17 protein-coding genes are annotated in these 16,652 nt (G+C 34.3%); 10 read left to right on the forward strand and 7 right to left on the reverse strand.

Annotated elements, in window-relative coordinates:
* Positions 1-484: 484 nt before the first annotated feature.
* The 9 genes from nhaC (at position 485) to J2Z35_RS10980 (ending at position 8,130) form a co-directional block, all read left to right on the forward strand.
* The gene (gene nhaC, locus J2Z35_RS10940) at positions 485-1,924 is read left to right on the forward strand and encodes a Na+/H+ antiporter NhaC (protein ID WP_209661451.1); all 1,440 of its coding nucleotides are present in this window, start codon (positions 485-487) and stop codon (positions 1,922-1,924) included.
* Positions 1,925-2,162: 238 nt separating this feature from the next.
* Positions 2,163-2,609 carry a hypothetical protein gene (locus tag J2Z35_RS10945; RefSeq protein ID WP_209661452.1) on the forward strand — a complete coding sequence of 149 codons (447 nt, stop codon included), beginning with the start codon at positions 2,163-2,165 and terminating at the stop codon, positions 2,607-2,609.
* Positions 2,610-2,708: 99 nt separating this feature from the next.
* Positions 2,709-3,410 carry a YeeE/YedE thiosulfate transporter family protein gene (locus tag J2Z35_RS10950; protein WP_209661453.1) on the forward strand — a complete coding sequence of 234 codons (702 nt, stop codon included), beginning with the start codon at positions 2,709-2,711 and terminating at the stop codon, positions 3,408-3,410.
* Positions 3,411-3,425: 15 nt separating this feature from the next.
* Positions 3,426-3,650, forward strand: a complete 225-nt coding sequence (locus J2Z35_RS10955; protein ID WP_209661454.1) for a sulfurtransferase TusA family protein — start codon at positions 3,426-3,428, stop codon at positions 3,648-3,650.
* Positions 3,623-4,153 carry a YeeE/YedE thiosulfate transporter family protein gene (locus J2Z35_RS10960; protein ID WP_209661455.1) on the forward strand — a complete coding sequence of 177 codons (531 nt, stop codon included), beginning with the start codon at positions 3,623-3,625 and terminating at the stop codon, positions 4,151-4,153. Before J2Z35_RS10955 ends, J2Z35_RS10960 begins: the two co-directional genes overlap by 28 nt.
* A 15-nt stretch (positions 4,154-4,168) precedes the next feature.
* The gene (locus J2Z35_RS10965; RefSeq protein WP_209661456.1) at positions 4,169-5,419 is read left to right on the forward strand and encodes an ABC transporter substrate-binding protein; all 1,251 of its coding nucleotides are present in this window, start codon (positions 4,169-4,171) and stop codon (positions 5,417-5,419) included.
* Positions 5,420-5,422: 3 nt separating this feature from the next.
* The gene (locus J2Z35_RS10970; protein ID WP_209661457.1) at positions 5,423-6,295 is read left to right on the forward strand and encodes an ABC transporter permease; all 873 of its coding nucleotides are present in this window, start codon (positions 5,423-5,425) and stop codon (positions 6,293-6,295) included.
* A 4-nt stretch (positions 6,296-6,299) separates the two neighbouring features.
* Complete coding sequence (locus J2Z35_RS10975) at positions 6,300-7,094, forward strand: ABC transporter permease (protein WP_209661458.1); 795 nt, start codon at positions 6,300-6,302, stop codon at positions 7,092-7,094.
* Positions 7,095-7,110: 16 nt separating this feature from the next.
* Complete coding sequence (locus J2Z35_RS10980; RefSeq protein WP_209661459.1) at positions 7,111-8,130, forward strand: ABC transporter ATP-binding protein; 1,020 nt, start codon at positions 7,111-7,113, stop codon at positions 8,128-8,130.
* Positions 8,131-8,240: 110 nt separating this feature from the next.
* Here the strand turns inward: J2Z35_RS10980 and J2Z35_RS10985 are convergent, their stop codons facing one another.
* The 6 genes from J2Z35_RS10985 to J2Z35_RS14700 form a co-directional block, all read right to left on the reverse strand.
* Entirely contained in the window at positions 8,241-9,131 is an 891-nt protein-coding gene (locus tag J2Z35_RS10985; protein WP_209661460.1) for a LysR family transcriptional regulator, read from the reverse strand.
* 178 nt (positions 9,132-9,309) lie between these two features.
* Complete coding sequence (locus J2Z35_RS10990; protein ID WP_209661461.1) at positions 9,310-9,912, reverse strand: CDP-alcohol phosphatidyltransferase family protein; 603 nt, start codon at positions 9,910-9,912, stop codon at positions 9,310-9,312.
* Positions 9,913-9,961: 49 nt separating this feature from the next.
* Positions 9,962-10,648 (reverse strand): TVP38/TMEM64 family protein, encoded by a 687-nt coding sequence (locus J2Z35_RS10995; protein ID WP_209661462.1) that lies wholly within the window; start codon positions 10,646-10,648, stop codon positions 9,962-9,964.
* Positions 10,649-10,826: 178 nt separating this feature from the next.
* Complete coding sequence (locus J2Z35_RS11000) at positions 10,827-11,789, reverse strand: sulfurtransferase (RefSeq protein ID WP_209661463.1); 963 nt, start codon at positions 11,787-11,789, stop codon at positions 10,827-10,829.
* 37 nt (positions 11,790-11,826) lie between these two features.
* Positions 11,827-12,597 carry a (Fe-S)-binding protein gene (locus J2Z35_RS11005; protein ID WP_245330868.1) on the reverse strand — a complete coding sequence of 257 codons (771 nt, stop codon included), beginning with the start codon at positions 12,595-12,597 and terminating at the stop codon, positions 11,827-11,829.
* A 14-nt stretch (positions 12,598-12,611) separates the two neighbouring features.
* Positions 12,612-14,408 carry an FAD-dependent oxidoreductase gene (locus J2Z35_RS14700; RefSeq protein WP_245330869.1) on the reverse strand — a complete coding sequence of 599 codons (1,797 nt, stop codon included), beginning with the start codon at positions 14,406-14,408 and terminating at the stop codon, positions 12,612-12,614.
* 279 nt (positions 14,409-14,687) lie between these two features.
* Between J2Z35_RS14700 and J2Z35_RS11015 the strand changes: the two genes are divergently transcribed.
* Positions 14,688-15,362 (forward strand): metal-dependent hydrolase, encoded by a 675-nt coding sequence (locus tag J2Z35_RS11015; RefSeq protein WP_209661464.1) that lies wholly within the window; start codon positions 14,688-14,690, stop codon positions 15,360-15,362.
* Positions 15,363-15,464: 102 nt separating this feature from the next.
* Here the strand turns inward: J2Z35_RS11015 and J2Z35_RS11020 are convergent, their stop codons facing one another.
* Positions 15,465-16,568: an AI-2E family transporter gene (locus tag J2Z35_RS11020; RefSeq protein WP_209661465.1), complete on the reverse strand. Its 1,104-nt coding sequence runs from the start codon at positions 16,566-16,568 to the stop codon at positions 15,465-15,467.
* Between the last annotated feature and the right edge of the window lie 84 nt (positions 16,569-16,652).

The following is a 16,652-nucleotide window of genomic DNA, read 5'->3' on the forward strand; positions in this document are numbered from 1 at the left end:
GTTAAAATTAACTGACTTATTTCATAAATGGTGTTGCTTCAATTAAGAAGCTATTTATGGTTTACTATCCAGTTTTCAAGGTTCATGTGTTGGCCCCTTGGCCGTTTGTTTTCCTCTGCTGAGGACATGTATTAATATATCATGGGGATAAAAAAAGGTCAACACTTTTTTAAAAAAAGTTTTTCTGAAAAATTCTTTCCTTTATATGCAATTTTTCACATAAACAAGTTTCAAAATTTTGTATTTCTCTTTAAAAAGATTTTATAAATTTTTAGGTTTACAAAATAGGAACTTTGTTTAATTTTAAAAGTATCTAAAGCTATTTTTACATTTTTCCCTTAAGGGTGAATATTTAGAAATTTCTTTAAAATTGTTGAATCTTTAACCTTATACTGCTATAATCTTTGTAATATATGCTTAGGGATTAATCCCTAAAAATATAAAATATAAATAAAAATAAACAGAAAGTAAGGGAGGAATTTAAATGAGTAAAGTAAAGACCAAAAGAGAAGCGTCTTTGTTTGAAGCACTTATACCTATATTAGTACTTATAGGGGTCTTAATCCCATCAATCTTGGTTTTTGGACAAGATCCTCACATTCCTATAGTTATAGCGGCAGTAGTAGCAGCTGCACTTGCTATTACTAGACTTGGTTATACATGGAATGAAATTGAAGAAGGAATACTCAAAACTATTAATATGGGTATGCAAGCAATAATAATACTTATGATAATCGGTATGATAATAGGTACGTGGATACTTGGAGGAGTAGTTCCTACAATGATTTACTACGGACTTCAAATTCTTTCACCTGCAATCTTCCTAGTAGCTACTGCAGTTATATGTTCTGTTGTATCTCTTGCAACTGGTTCTTCATGGACTACAGCTGGAACAGTGGGTATAGCTCTTCTAGGAGTAGGGCAAGGGCTTGGAATTCCTGTTGCTATAGTTGCAGGAGCAATAATCTCTGGGGCTTACTTTGGTGACAAGATGTCTCCTCTATCAGATACTACTAACCTTGCACCTGCAATGGCTGGTTCTAATCTTTTTGACCACATAAGACATATGGCATTAACAACAGGACCTTCTCTTCTTATAGCTCTTGTACTTTATGGATTTATTGGAATGAGATATGCTGGACAGAGTGTAAACGATTCCCAGATAGCTGATATACTTACAGCTCTTTCAAGTGGCTTCAATATAAACCTGCTTCTTTTACTACCACCTGTACTTGTAATCGCAATGGTTATATTTAAAGTTCCAGCTATACCTGGACTTATTGGCGGGGTTTTCCTAGGTTCTATATTCGCAGTAATTTTCCAAGGTGCTGATTTCGGCGCTGTGATTGATGCTGCAAACTACGGGTTCGTTTCTGAAACAGGACTTGAACTTGTGGATGATCTTCTATCTCGTGGTGGAATGCAGGATATGATGTGGACTGTTTCACTTATAATTGCCGCTCTTTCTTTTGGTGGTATACTTGAGTCTACAGGTATGCTAGGTGTTGTTGCAGGAAATATACTAAAACTTGCAGTAAACACAGGATCACTTGTTCTTGCGACAGTTGTTTCTTGTTTCGTAGTAAATATAATTACTGGTGAGCAGTACCTTTCAGTTGTTATACCAGGTAGAATGTTTAAAGATGCTTATGCAGACAGAGGCCTTGCTCCAGTAAACTTATCTAGAGCACTTGAGGATTCTGGAACAATAACCTCTCCACTTATCCCATGGAATACTTGTGGAGCGTTTATGTATGGAACTCTAGGCGTTCATCCATTCGCATATGCACCTTATGCCTTCCTTAACCTTATAAATCCATTTGTTTCTATATTCTATGGATTCACAGGAATTAGTATGATTAAAATGACTGATGCAGAAATAGCTGCATATGAAGCTTCTAAGCATCATTCTGTTGCAAAATAAGATATTATTTTTTCAATAAATTTATTTCGTTAAATTCAGTGCCTTTAAATGGTTCTCCATTTTGAGGCACTTTTTATTTGAGTTAAAATATATACCATAGAAAATTGGAATTCTTGTATTCTATTATATAGGAAGAGTCTTTATTCCAAATAAAAAGGCTCAATAGAACTTTATTTGATTTTGGTTTATAATGATTACAAGATCTAAATTTTAATCTATTAAGAAGGAAGGATTATTTATGATTATAAAATTTCCAGTAATAAAAAGACTACTAGTGGTAGGAGCTACAGCTTTTATGCTTCATCTAATATGGGAGTATGCTCAGTGTGGTTATTTTTTTGATATGGAGGATTCTTTTGAGCATCAAATTCTTATGATAACTGCAACTCTTGGAGACATGAATATGGCGATTTTCCTTTATATAATACTTTCCGCTTCTAATAAAAGTTTTTATTGGATTGATAAAGGTATGTCAATTAGCGATGTCATTATTACAGCATTCTATTCTTTATTTATGAGCTTTTATTTTGAAACTAGGGCTTTAATAGAAGAAAGATGGACTTATAGCGAACAAATGCCCTTAATCCACGGTACAAATATAGGAGTGCTTCCAGTAATTCAGCTTTTAATTTTATTTCCTCTTGGATTTTATCTTACTAAATATCTAATATCAAAGTGGAAATAATACGATAAAAAAGTCTAATATAGTATAATTAACTATGATAGGCTAAATTGTTAAATAATTGTCTTTAATCGTATATAATTTAAGGGCGAGGAGAAATATATGAGTTCAAAAATTGAAATGTTAAAAAAAGAAAGGCTAAAGGCTTCACAATCTGAGAAGCCTAAATCAAAAAAAAATCAACGTCTTTATGGAGCCTTGTTAATAATAATCTCTATTTATATAGCTTTTTATCTTTATAAAAGAGATTCTATATTGGCAATTGCTTGGATTTTTTCTTTAGGATTTGGGTTTGTTCTTCAAAAGACTAGATTTTGCTTTGCAGCAAGCTTTAGAGACCCATTTCTGGTAGGTTCTACAAAGCTTTTTAGGGCTGTCCTTATAGCCTTAATTCTTTCATCTATATTTTTCCCTATGATTCAGTTTCCTGTACATAAAGCTGGGGTTAGTGATTATTTTTCCCTTACAGGACTGGTTCGCCCTGTGGGAATCCATACACTTATAGGTGGAATAATGTTTGGAATGGGGATGGTAGTTGCTGGAGGGTGCGTAAGTGGTGCACTTACAAGAGTTGGAGAAGGCTTTTTACTTCAATTTGTAGTCTTTATAAGCATATCTATTGGTACTTTATTTGGGGCAATGCACTATAGATTTTGGGAAAATGCGTTTATATCAAGCTCTCCTATAATTTATCTTCCCGATATATTTGGTTATACTCTATCTGTAGTGATTCAGCTTAGTGCTCTAATCATAATATATTATTTGGCATATAAATATCATATTAAAAGAAATACCATGATTTAGTAACGGAGGTAAGAAATGGAGTATAAGGTACTGGATTGTCTTTATGAAATCTGCCCAATCCCACTTTTAAAAGCAAATAAGGAGCTTGAGAGAATGCATAGCGGAGAGATTTTGGTTTTACTGACTAATCACAACTGCGCTATAAGCAATGTAGTCGAATGGGCAAAAGACAAGGGCCATGAAATTGATTATATCGAAACGGGGGAAGGAGAATGGGAAATATTTATAGAAAAAAAATAGCTTCTCTATTTTCTAAGCCTTGGCCATACTGGTTTGGTGGATTCATGCTTGGTGTGCTTAATATTGGAATGTTTTGTTTTACTGATGAGCCTATCAGAGTTTCCACAGGATTTTTATACTTTCTGGGAGGTATCTTAGAAAAACTAGGTATACCTGTCTTCGATATGTACTATTTCAGTACTAGAGATGTGCAGTCATTAAGGTCTTCATTTATGCTGAATAGATATGTAATCATAATGTTTGGAATAATATTTGGCTCTTTAATTTCAACTTTTCTATCCTCGGATTATAAATTCAAAAAAATCAAAAACAATAAACAAGTACTTTTTGGAATTTTGGGAGGAATATTAATGGGGTATGGAACAAGGGTTGCATATGGGTGCAATCTTGGAGCCTACCTAAGCGCCATTCCTTCTTATTCTCTTCATGGATGGGTATTTGGCCTCGCTATGTTTGCAGGGGCTTACATAGGAAGTAAACTACTCACAAAATACATACTTTAATAACTGGAGGTTAATATGAAAAAAATCACCGTATTACTTATGTCATTATTGCTAGTGTCTTCACTTTTAATAGGATGCTCTTCACAATCACCTGCCGAAAACAATAATACTCCTGTAGCTGAGCTAAACTTATCGAATTATGATGAGGTTCTTGAAGAGGCTAGAGGGACTACTGTTAATTTTTATGGCTGGGGAGGCTCTACTCATACAAATGCATGGGTTGAGGATGTTCTTGGAGGAGCACTAAAAGAGCAATATGATATCACTTTAAACAGAGTTTCTTCTGATATCGACCAGATACTTACTAAGCTTCTTTCTGAGAAGCAACTAAATGCAGATGGTACAATAGATGTAGTATGGATAAACGGAGAAAACTTCTTTACTGCAATGGAAAATGACCTTTTGTATGGACCATTCCTTGATGTCCTTCCAAATGCTAATAAATACCTTGATTTCAACGACCCTGAGGTCAAATATGACTTTGGTTTCCCAACAGATGGTTATGAAGCTCCTTATGGTAAGGCACAGATGGTGCTTATAATGGATGAGGCAAAAATATCAACCCTTCCAACTAGTGCAGCTGAACTTCTTGAAGTGGCAAAGGCAAATCCTGGAATGATTACTTACCCTGCTCCACCTGATTTTACAGGGAGTGCATTTATTAGAAACATAGTTTATGAAATAGTAGGTCATGAGCAATTTGTTGATATGCCTGCAGATTACGATACAGTAAAGGAAGCTGTAATGCCAGCTATGGAGTACCTTCTTGAGCTAAAGCCTTATCTTTGGAGAAATGGTGAAACTTACCCTTCTTCAATAACTCAAGCAGAGTCTATGTTTGCAGACGGTGAAATAGCATTTACGATGAGCTATAATCCTAACTTCATATCCCTTAAAATAAATACAGGAGAGTTTCCTCAAACCTCTAAGGCATTTTTATTTGACAATGGAACTATAGGAAACACTCACTACCTTGCTATTCCTAAAAACTCTACAAACAAGGCTGCAGCCCTTGTACTTATAAACGAAATGCTAAGCGTAGAGTCTCAGGTTACTAAGATGGACCCAGATGTATGGGGAGATCTCGCAGTTCTTGATGTAAATAAGCTTAATGACCAAGAGCTTGACTATTTTAATTCGATAGAACTAGGACCAGGCGCTGTTTCAAATGAAGAGCTTCTTACTAATAGACTTCCAGAGGTTTCTGCTAAAATACTTGTCTTAATCGAGCAGGTCTGGGAAGAGGTAGTACTAAATTCTAACTAAGGAATGAATATAATGTATGAAAAATTAAAACCTTATTTAATGCTTATGCCTACTATGATAATCATAGTAGGTGTATTTTTAAGTGGAATATGTGTCCTGATAGCTCAAAGCTTTGGATATTTTCCTGAAATAGGACTGACAGAGCCTACAACAAAGTATTTTAAGGAAGTGTTTTCTTCACCTTCATTTAGATGTTCCTTAATGCTAAGCCTTAGAATATCACTGATTTCTACATTAGGCTCTGTAATAGTGGGAGTATTTATTTCTTATATAATAATAAAAAGCAATAAGCTAGTAAATGCTAAAAAACTTATAAGCAGAGTGCCTGTTCTAGTTCCTCATATTATAGCAGCAATCATAGCTTATAATTTTCTTTCGGCTACAGGCATACTCTCTCGTATACTTTATAACCTTAATATAATAGATGATTTCAATAAATTTCCAATTTTGATATTTGATAGGTTTGGTGTAGGAACAATATTTGCATATATATGGAAGGGCGCTCCCTATGTCTCCATGGTGACATATGCAGTGCTTAAAAAAGTTGATAGAGAGTATATGGATATGACTTTAAATCTTGGCGCTACCACAAGGCAATACTTTTGGCATGTACTACTCCCCCTCATATATCCAACTATACTATCTTCATTTATAATATTGTTTGCTTTTTCTTTTTCGGCATTTGAGATACCATTTCTTCTTGGATCTACAGTTCCAAGAGCTCTTCCTGTCCTTGCATATCATGAATATTCTGCTGGAGACCTTTTAAGAAGACCTTACTCTATGGTAATCAATTTTATAATAACGTTTATTTGCATCATTATGGCTTTTTTCTATAAAAAGTCAATTGACCTTATAAACAAATATAATAGGTGAGAGTATGAAAAAAATATTTTATGAAGTGGCCTTTGCCATCTTAATGATAGTTCTTATAATTCCTTTGATTTTTATTTTCATATGGGCATTTACAAAATCATGGCCTTATCCTCAGATTCTTCCAAGTGAGTTTACATTAAGAGGAATTAGCCAAATATTGGACCCTAAAAATAATATTCTCCCTGTACTTTTATTTTCTGTAAGGCTGTCTGCTTTGGTTGCTTTTATTAGTATATTAATAAGTATTCCAGCAGGAAAAGCACTAGCTATCTATAGCTTCCCTGGAAAAAACCTTTTTCATATGCTTGTAATGTCACCTTTTATAATACCTGCCGTTTCTGTGGCTATGGGAGTACATATACTGATGATAAAAGCAGGGATTGCAAATACAGTAACAGGAGTCATCCTTATACATCTTGCAACTACAGTACCCTACTCAATAAGAATATTTATAGAGATTTATAATTTGATTGGAGATTCCTATGAGATCCAGGGAAGGGTGCTTGGAGCAAATCCTTTTCAAACCTTCGCCTATGTTACTTTGCCTGTTCTTGGAGAAGCTATATCTTCTGCTTTTTCAATAACCTTTATAGTTTCATTTAGTCACTATTTTCTAACCTTTATTATAGGGGGAGGAAGGGTACTTACATTTCCAATACTCATGTTTCCATTTATCCAAAGCGGAGACAGAACTATAGGCTCTGTATATAGCTTTGCTTTTATATTGACTGGAACTCTTGTGATAGCTATATTTGACAGGGTGCTTTCCTTTAGGTACAAGCATCTAAGAAAAACATAACCGGGAGAGAAGATTAATGTCTAGTATAAGTTTAAAAAATGTAGATTTTAATATAGGAGACAAAAAAATACTGAAAGATGTAAGCCTCCACGTAAAGGAAGGAGAAATGATATCTCTTCTTGGTCCTTCTGGATGTGGCAAGACTACCACTCTTAGAGTAATTGGAGGCCTTTTGCGACCTCAGATGGGGAAGGTCTATCTATCTGAAGTTGATGTAACCTCTGTTCCAACAGAAAAGCGAGGAGCTGTGATAGTATTTCAGGATTATTTGCTTTTTCCTCATCTTACTGTGGAGGAAAACATAGCCTTTGGGCTTAAGATGAGAAGAGAAAAAAAGAGTGAGATAAAAAAAAGAGTGGATTATCTTATGAATCTGATACAGATGAAGGGTAGCGAAAAAAAATATCCTCAAAATCTTTCAGGAGGTCAAAGACAGAGAGTCGCAATAGCTAGGGCGCTTGCAGTTTCTCCAAAGGTACTTCTTCTTGATGAGCCTTTTTCAAGTCTTGATTCAAATCTTAGACATGAAATGAGGGAATTTATAAGAGAACTTCAGAAAAAGCTCCTTATAACAACAGTTCTTGTAACCCACGACAAGGAGGAGGCACTGATGACATCTGATAGAGTAGCTGTAATGCTAGATGGAAAAATAATTCAGTACGATACTCCTGAAAATATATACAGACATCCTAAAAATATAGAGGTTGCAGATTTTTTAGGGGAGAAAAATTATTTTAAGGGAAATATAAAAAGCTATGTTTTTTCAAATGAGCTTGGAGATTTTGAGACTATGATAGAGAAAAAGCAAAATGTCACTGCAATGATTCATCCCGAGGATATAAGACTCTCTCCTAAACTAGATTATTATCCAGTAAAAGGGATTATATCTGGGAAAAAATATGGCGGTAACAGGTCATATTACGATGTCACTTGCAAAGAGATAACTGTAAAAGTAATAGCAGACTCCTCTTCCTTTTATAAAGAAGGTGAAAAAGTATCTTTAGGTATAGACTTTAAAAATGCCTGCTATTTTTAGAATCTATGTAATGCAATTCACTTTTTAAGTTTGAATTTAAAAATCCTAAACTATTCTTCCTGCAAAAGCAGATTATAGAATAATTTAGGATTTTTTGTTTGGATTTCATTTTAGCAAAAGCCCCGTTTGCTCGATTTGACAAACCTTATAAACTCGTTTTCTTCTGAAGTAAGATCTCCATTTTTTCTATATGCAATATGATAGTCAGCACTTAACTTTATTCCTTCTATTTCTATCTCCTGTACTGTTTTCATTTTTAGTTCTCTTAAAACCGAAAACTTTGGTATGAACGCAGCTCCCTTACCAGAGGTCACAGAAGTTTTGATTGCCTCATTTGAGTTTAGCTCAAATATCACAGTAAGATCATCAAGATTCATTCCAGATTTTTCTAGTTCATCCTTGATAATACGCCTTGTTCCTGAGCCTTCTTCTCTCATTATAAGAGGAAGTCTTTTTAACTCCTCAAGAGTTATTTTATCCTTCATAAGAGGCATAGATGTAATTAAGATAATATCATCAGATACTATTTTTTCAAAGACAAGCTCGGTTTCATTTGATCTATATTGAGTAATACCAAGGTCCACAGAGCTGTTTAGAAGATCGTTTATCACCTCTGTAGTGTTTTCTACTTCAAGGCTCAAATTCAAATCTTTATTGTCCTGTTTAAATAGGTAAATACTGCAAGGAAGAGAGTACTCTCCTATAGCCTTGCAGGAGCCTATTATAAGCTGTTTTTTATTGGTTTTAAGATTATCTAAATCTCTTGTTATATTGTCATTTAAAGATAGAATCGTATTTGCATAATCAAACAATATTTTTCCAGCTTCAGTTATTTGCACACCCTTATTGCTTCTTATAAGAAGATTCACTCCTAGATCTTTTTCAAGAGCTTGAAGCTGCATACTTAGTCCCGGCTGTGTCATATGAAGCTGCTTTGCGGCCTTTGATATACTGTTATTTGTTACTGTAATATAAAAAGATTTGAGATACTCTAGATTCATCTTTAACCACCCGATTAATTATTTATATAATCCATTACTAATTTCAATACTTAAGGATATTATATCATATAAAACCCTTATGTATAAATATCCATATGCAAATCTTTCCAAATTACTTATAATTCCAAAATAATAAATCCCAGAAGAATCCAGGATTTATTATTTAAAAAATATATTGCTATTTTTTTGCATCAATTAATTTAAATATCTTCTTTGCTTCTACCATTCTTTGAATAGCTGTATAACATACAATCATACTAAATATATATGCAAATAAAACTATATGGGATTTGAATAAAATCATTAGAGTAAATAGTAAAAATCCTTCTGTCCTCTCGGCCAAACCGGCTTGGTATCTAAATGACTTTACTCCATTATTTGCAGATAGCGCTCCCACTGTCAAAAATACAGTCATAGAAAAGATTATGGAGCTACAAAGAAGTATTAATGGAAGTCCAGCTTCTGGATTTATTAAAAACATGGAAATTATAAGTCCAATTTCTACAAGTCTATCAAAGGTCACATCCATAAGACATCCAAATAAGCTAGTTGCATTCATTTTTCTAGCCATAGCTCCATCTACTGCATCAAGAGCTCCTGATATCCACAGGAGTATTACCGCTAATACTTCTTGTCCTGTAAGATATGCTACCGATGCACTTAAACCTATCATAAAGCTTATCACGGTAACATTATTTGGACTAAGCCCTATAGAAATAAGAGATTTCCCCATCAAATTTATTGTAGGATCAGCTATTTTTCTTCCATATGTGTCTAACATTTATATTCTCCCTATAACTAAAACTTTTAACTAATCTAAAAATTTCTCCTTATGCTGCTTCTATTCCTTTTTTCTTTTTAAGATATCCTGGAATTAGACTTACAGCTACAAAGAATATTGCACCTATTGCAAGATACATCATTATCTGTGCAGGACTTTCTCCAGCTACTATTGCTCCACTCATAAATGTAAATGCAAATGCTCCTGGTGCCATGCAAATAAATGAAACTACAAAGAAAGTAACTATGTTTATCTTAGTAAGTCCGTATGCATAATTTTGAATGTTGTAAGGAAATACTGGAACAAGTCTTGTTATCATAAGCATTCTCCATCCTTGCTTTTCAACACCTTCGTCTATTTTTTTGAAAGCTGGATTTGTCTGAGCCCATCCTTCAACCATTGATCTTGCAGCATATCTAGCAACAAAACATGCAGCTGTAGCTCCAAGTGTAGCTCCTGTAAGAGCCCATAGCCCTCCCATTATAGGTCCAAAAGCTATTCCTGCAAGAAGAGCTATTGGAAGTCCTGGCAGGAAGAACAGAGCAGCTGCTACATATATACCTATATAAACAACTGGTCCAAGAGCGCCAAATCCTTCTATCCATACTTTAAGCTTTTGCATATTTTCTATGCTTACCATTTCAAATATTCCCATTCTATATAAAACAGCTATTATAGCAACTATAGCAACTAGTACTATTATTAGCTTGGTTTTGTCATTCTTTTTTGCCGCCATATTATAACCTCCATTATTAAGCTTCTCAAATATAATTCCATAAAAAGTATTTTGAAAAATAGAATCAGAGAACTCTCTGATTCTATTTTTTGTTTTGATTAAATTTATTGTCCTTATTTTACTCTTTTATTTCTAATAATGTGATATTTATTAACTAGGAAGCTTTGTTATTTAAAGATTAAAGGTCTCCCATTTCTACTGGCATATCTTCGTTAAATGACCACTCTATCCAAGAACCGTCATAGTTCATTACGTTTTCGTATCCAAGAAGCTCAGAAAGCACGAAAGTTGTTTGAGCAGATCTAACTCCTGATTGGCAGTAAGGAATTATTATCTTGTCTGAAGTAACTCCTTGTGCTTCATAAAGAGCTCTTAACTCTTCAGCAGTCTTGAAAGTCTTATCTTCGTTCATGTTTTCTTTAAACTCTATCCATACTGAGTTTGGTATTCTTCCTGGTCTAAATGCACCCTTAAGTGTAGTAGCTCCAGTAGCTTCATCAAGAGATCTAGTATCAACTATAACATATTTGTCATCATCTATTGCAGCAAGCACTGTAGCCATGTCTGCAAGAAGCTCTGGTCTTTCAGCTCCTGTAAATTCAAATGTTTTCTCTGTTACAGATGGAGAAGTCATCTGAGTTGGAAGACCTGCAGCTTTCCAAGCATCTAATCCTCCATCTATTACTTTAACATTATCATGTCCATACATCTTTACTTGCCAGAAAAATCTATATGGATCGTGGTTGTCTTTAGTTCCCATTATAAGGATTGTAGAGTCCTTGTCTGCCCCTAATCTTCCTAGAAGAGCAGCCATTTCTTCTCTTGTATTGCTCATTCCACCATATTCATAAGTTCCTTCTGCTGCTGAGTAATCTGGTCTCCAAGCATTTGCAAACCCTTCAGCGTGCCCAAGCTTGTAATCCACTGGATCGCTTATGTCTATAAGAGCTATATTTCCACCTGCATCTATCATTGCCTTTGCATCAAGTGCACTTACGATATGCTCATCATTTGCATATGCAGTATATTTAGTTTGTTGCTCCTGAAGCTCTTCCTCTGATTTTTGCTCTACCTGTGAACACCCAACTACTGAAAACAGCATAAGTGAAGATAGTGCAAGTGCTGCTAATTTCTTTTTCATTATGTACATCCTCCTTTTAATTAAAAACATTTTTTATTTATCCTAAAACCTTTGCTATAGCTTTTTTAGACTTATATCTATTAGCCCACGAAGCTATAGGGCTTGAAGGAACTACTGGAAACTCTGAGTTTGAAGTCCATACTGGTCCAAATACTAGGTCTAGTATATGAACTGACTTCTTACCACCTTTAACCATTGACTCTCTACATGCAGCGCAGTAAGTAACCATATAATCTGACTTTACTTCTGCTGTTCTTGCCTCCATTATCTTTTTTGCAAGCTCTGGATTTGCAGGAACTACCATTCCACCGAATCCACAGCATTTAGCAGTAGCCTTTGTATGTGGTGGTTCTTCTGTCTTATATCCAAGTTCGTTGATTATCCATCTTATTCCTTCGTGGATAGAGTGTCTATCTCTAGTAGAGCAAGAATCATGTATTGCAAATGTGATATCGCTTCCTTTTCCTTTTCCAATTACTTCCTTTGGAAGTCCTATCTGAGGTATTAGCTCCCAAAGTGAAGTAACCTTTTGATTTGGGCTATACTCTGACATTGTAAGGAAACAGGACTGACAGGCAACTATAATCTCTTCTGCTCCTAGTCTATCTATCTCAGCTTGAAGCTCGCCATATCTTTCTTTGAATTTTTCGGATTGTCCTAGAGCTTTTGTTGGCTTTCCACAGCATTTTAGTATTGCACCTGTGCCTGGAAGCTTGTCTCTAAGAAATGAAAGTGTTGCCTCTACCGCCTGCGGATTATATGATGGCAGGGAACATCCTGGTATAAATACTCTTTTAGTATTAGACATTTTATTTCCCCTCTCTATTTTTTAGCTCTTCTAACTATATTAAATATCTTTGAGAATCCTAGAAGCTGGTGCATCTCTATTGCCTTATGACCCTTCATAGGAGATTTTCCTTTGTTTGCCTTAATCATTTCAAGTCTCATGTCCATAAACGAACTGCTTATTTTAAAGTCTTTTGGACATTCTAGAGTACACTGGTTACACATATTACATGAATATGGTATTATAGGGTCTATTTCTCCAGTTGCAATAACCTTCTCGAATATTTCCTTTGGACACTCGCAAAACTCGTTTAGCATTACGCATTCTTTCATGCATAGTTTACATTCGCATGAAAGACATCTAGAAGCCTCTTTTTTAGCATCCTCTGGTGTAAGCCCTAGGTCTACTTCAACAAATGACTTGATTCTTTCTTTAGGGTCAAGCTGCTTTGTCTTTATTCTTGGAAGATCTTCTGTACCTTCTTTTATTTCTGTCTCTAGCTTAGTCTCATATCCTCTTTCCTCAGCGAAGTTTCTTCCCTCTTTAAGGTCTTGCCCTTTAAGGAAACGATTTACAGATGTAGATGCCTGTCTTGCTGAAGCCATAGCCTCTATTACTATTACAGAACCGTTAACCACTGCATCTCCACATACAAATACATTTGGCTTTGATGTCTGAAGAGTATCTGTACAAGCTACAAATCTTCCACCTCTTGTGGTTTCAAGACCATCTACAAAATGACTTTCAACAGCCTGTCCAACTGCAAATACAAATGTATCTACATCAAGAACCTTTTTTGAGTTTTCATCATACTGAGGGTTAAAGTTTCCATCTTTATCAAATATAGAAGTACATTTCTTTATTTCATAGCCGCTAACTTTTCCGTCTTTAGATATGATTTGCTCAGAGCCGTATCCTGCGTGAACCTTCACACCTTCTTCTATCGCCTCTTCAACTTCCCAGTCATGAGCCGGCATCTTGCCCATTTCTTCAAGACATACAAGGTGTACTTCCTGAGCTCCTACTCTCGCAGCACTTCTTGCAACGTCTATAGCAACGTTTCCTCCACCAAGTACAGCTACCTTTTTCTTAAGACCTTTAAAGTTTCTAGTAAGGCTTACTTCTTTTAGGAATTCAACTGCATCATATACTCCATCTGCATCTGTTCCTTTAAAAGGTATTCTTACACCTTTATGTGCTCCATGAGCTAGTACTATAGCATCGAAGTCTTTTTCAAGCTGAGCCATAGTGATGTCTTTTCCTATTTCCACTCCAAGCTTTACGTTTACTCCAAGCTTCGTAAGATATGTATATTCAAAATCAATTATGTTTCTTGGAAGTCTGTACTCAGGTATTCCAACCCTCATCATTCCACCAACAACATTTAGCTTTTCAAATACAGTTACTTCATGACCTTCTTTTCTAAGGTCGATTGCAGCTTGTCCACCTGCAGGACCCGCTCCGATTATAGCAACTTTTTTTCCTGTTGAAGGCTTAGTATTTAAATCCCATTTTTCTTCTTTGTCGTGTTTGTCAGCAACATATCTTTTAAGAGAAGCAATCGCCATTGGTTGATTGTACTCAGTGCCCCTCTTGCAACTATCCTCACACGGATGGGCACATATTCTACCTAGTGTAGCTGGCAGGAAAAGCTTTTCTCTTATCAAACCAAGAGCCTCTTCTTCTTTTCCTTCCCCAATTAGGTTGACATATCCTCTTATATCCGTGTGCATAGGACAGGCCGATTGGCAATAAGGTGCGTCTTGACCCATACATCCGTCAGCTATCTCTTGCATCTTTGCAAGAACATTACTTGGATAATTTATCTTCATTTAGAATACCTCCTCAAGTAATTCGTTAAGTAAATATCTATCATTCATATATCTATTATATATAATTCAACGTTATGGATATAATAAGGGTTTATTATATAGAATAAGCATTGCTTATTGATAAATATTTTTTTAACAAATAGCTTAATTTTTCAGATTTTTTTGATAAATCAAAAAAAACGTGTATAATATTATATGTAAGATAATGAAATTAGCAATTTATAGAAATAAATAGTTTGTAATAATCAGTTTATGGAATCAAAGGAGGGCTTTTATAATATGAAGCTAATATATCTTGGACACTCTGCTTTTTTAATTGAAACAGAAAATATCAATATAATAATCGATCCATTTATAAAGGATAATCCTCTTTGTAAGACTGAAATTTCAAACCTTCCTAAAATACATTATATTCTAGTAACTCATGGCCACTCAGACCATCTGGGTGATACTGTGGAAATAGCTAGAAAGTTTGGATCTTATGTAATATGTAATTTCGAGATAGCTCAGTATCTTGATAAATACAATATAAAATGCCATCCAATGCATATTGGAGGACGAAAAGTATTTGATTTTGGAAAAATAAAAATGACCCCTGCAATTCACGGTTCATCAATAACTGAAAGTACGCATATACTCTACGCTGGAGTGGCTTGTGGCTTTCTAATCGAAATAGGCGGTATTAAAATATATCACGCTGGAGACACTGCTCTAACGTACGATATGAAACTTCTTGAGAAAGAACATATTGACTATGCACTTCTTCCAATTGGAGGAAACTTCACTATGGATATAGAAGACTCTATAGAGGCACTCTCTCTAATCAACCCTAAAAATGCAATACCTATGCACTATAATACTTTTGAACTTATAAAAGCCAATCCAAAAGAATTTTCAAGTAGTATTTGCGATATAATTCATATAAGTCCAAATGAATCTATAGATATAACATAGTATATAAAAAAATATTAAAATCATAAAATAAAAAAATCCTATCTTTAGTATAGTAAAATTTTCTTTACTATGCTAAGTAAGATAGGATTTTTCATTAAATTTTTATACAAAATCTATATTTTTTTCCTTTAGTCTTCTATTTATTATCCTTTCAGATAGAAGGAATAGAGTTTTAAGGACAGGTACTCCAAGAAGCATTCCCATAACTCCAAAATATCCTCCCCCAATTATTATTGCAAGAATAATATAAAACGGGGAGAGCCCTACCTTATCTCCAAGTATCTTAGGCCCAAGTATCCAGCCATCGAACTGCTGAAGCCCAATTATAAATATAAGAACCCATAGAGCTTTAATTGGGCTATAAAAAAGCGTAATTGCAACAACTGGAACAGCTCCAATAAAAGGTCCAAAGTAAGGTATCATATTAAATACCCCTACAATAATGCTAAATAAAAGAGCAAATTCGACTTTAAGAATATAAAGTCCAACAAAACATATTATTCCTATAATCATGGAATCTATGAGCTTTCCTACAAAGAAGTTTTTAAATACCTTATTTGCTTCTCTTGCAAAGTCAAATACATTCTCTGCTTTTCCTTCTCCTAATACTGCATAGAATAATTTTTTAATGGAGCTTATAAATTTTTCTTTGTCAAAGAGCATATATATTGAAATAAGTAGTCCCAGAATTACTTTAGCAATACCCGAGGTAATCCCTATTACACTTGTGAGAAGACCCGATATTGTGATATTTAAAAAATCAAAACTTCTTGTAAATATAGTGTTTATATTATTAAAGACATAAGTATTTATTCCTAGCTCTTCTAAAAAACTAAATTCTATGATTTTTGCTCTAACCCATCTTTCTGCAGCCTCTATAAATCTTGGGAGCTTGTCTATTATCTCTGTAATATTTCTAGCAATTACAGGAGTTATTATAGTTGAAAGAAGTATAATAATCCCTAAAACAAATAGATATACAACGACAAGAGATACCCATCTACTTACCTTTTCAGTCATTTCTATCTTTACCATAAGAGGGTTGAGTATATAGGCAAATGCAAATGCCCATATAAACGGCGAAAGAAGTGATCTTAATACCTTAAATTGAACAAATATGTAGTCCCACCTATCTATTAATTTGTACATTAAAAATGCTACAAATATGATAAAAAGTATATTTATGTTTTCTTTTATTCGTTTCAAATTTATCCTCCTTCGATTATATTTATAAATATTTTAATCTTTAAAAAATAATCTATTTAAGTTTAATATTAACATAGTATATAT

The organism is Acetoanaerobium pronyense (assembly GCF_017874355.1).
Lineage (GTDB): Bacteria > Bacillota > Clostridia > Peptostreptococcales > Filifactoraceae > Acetoanaerobium > Acetoanaerobium pronyense.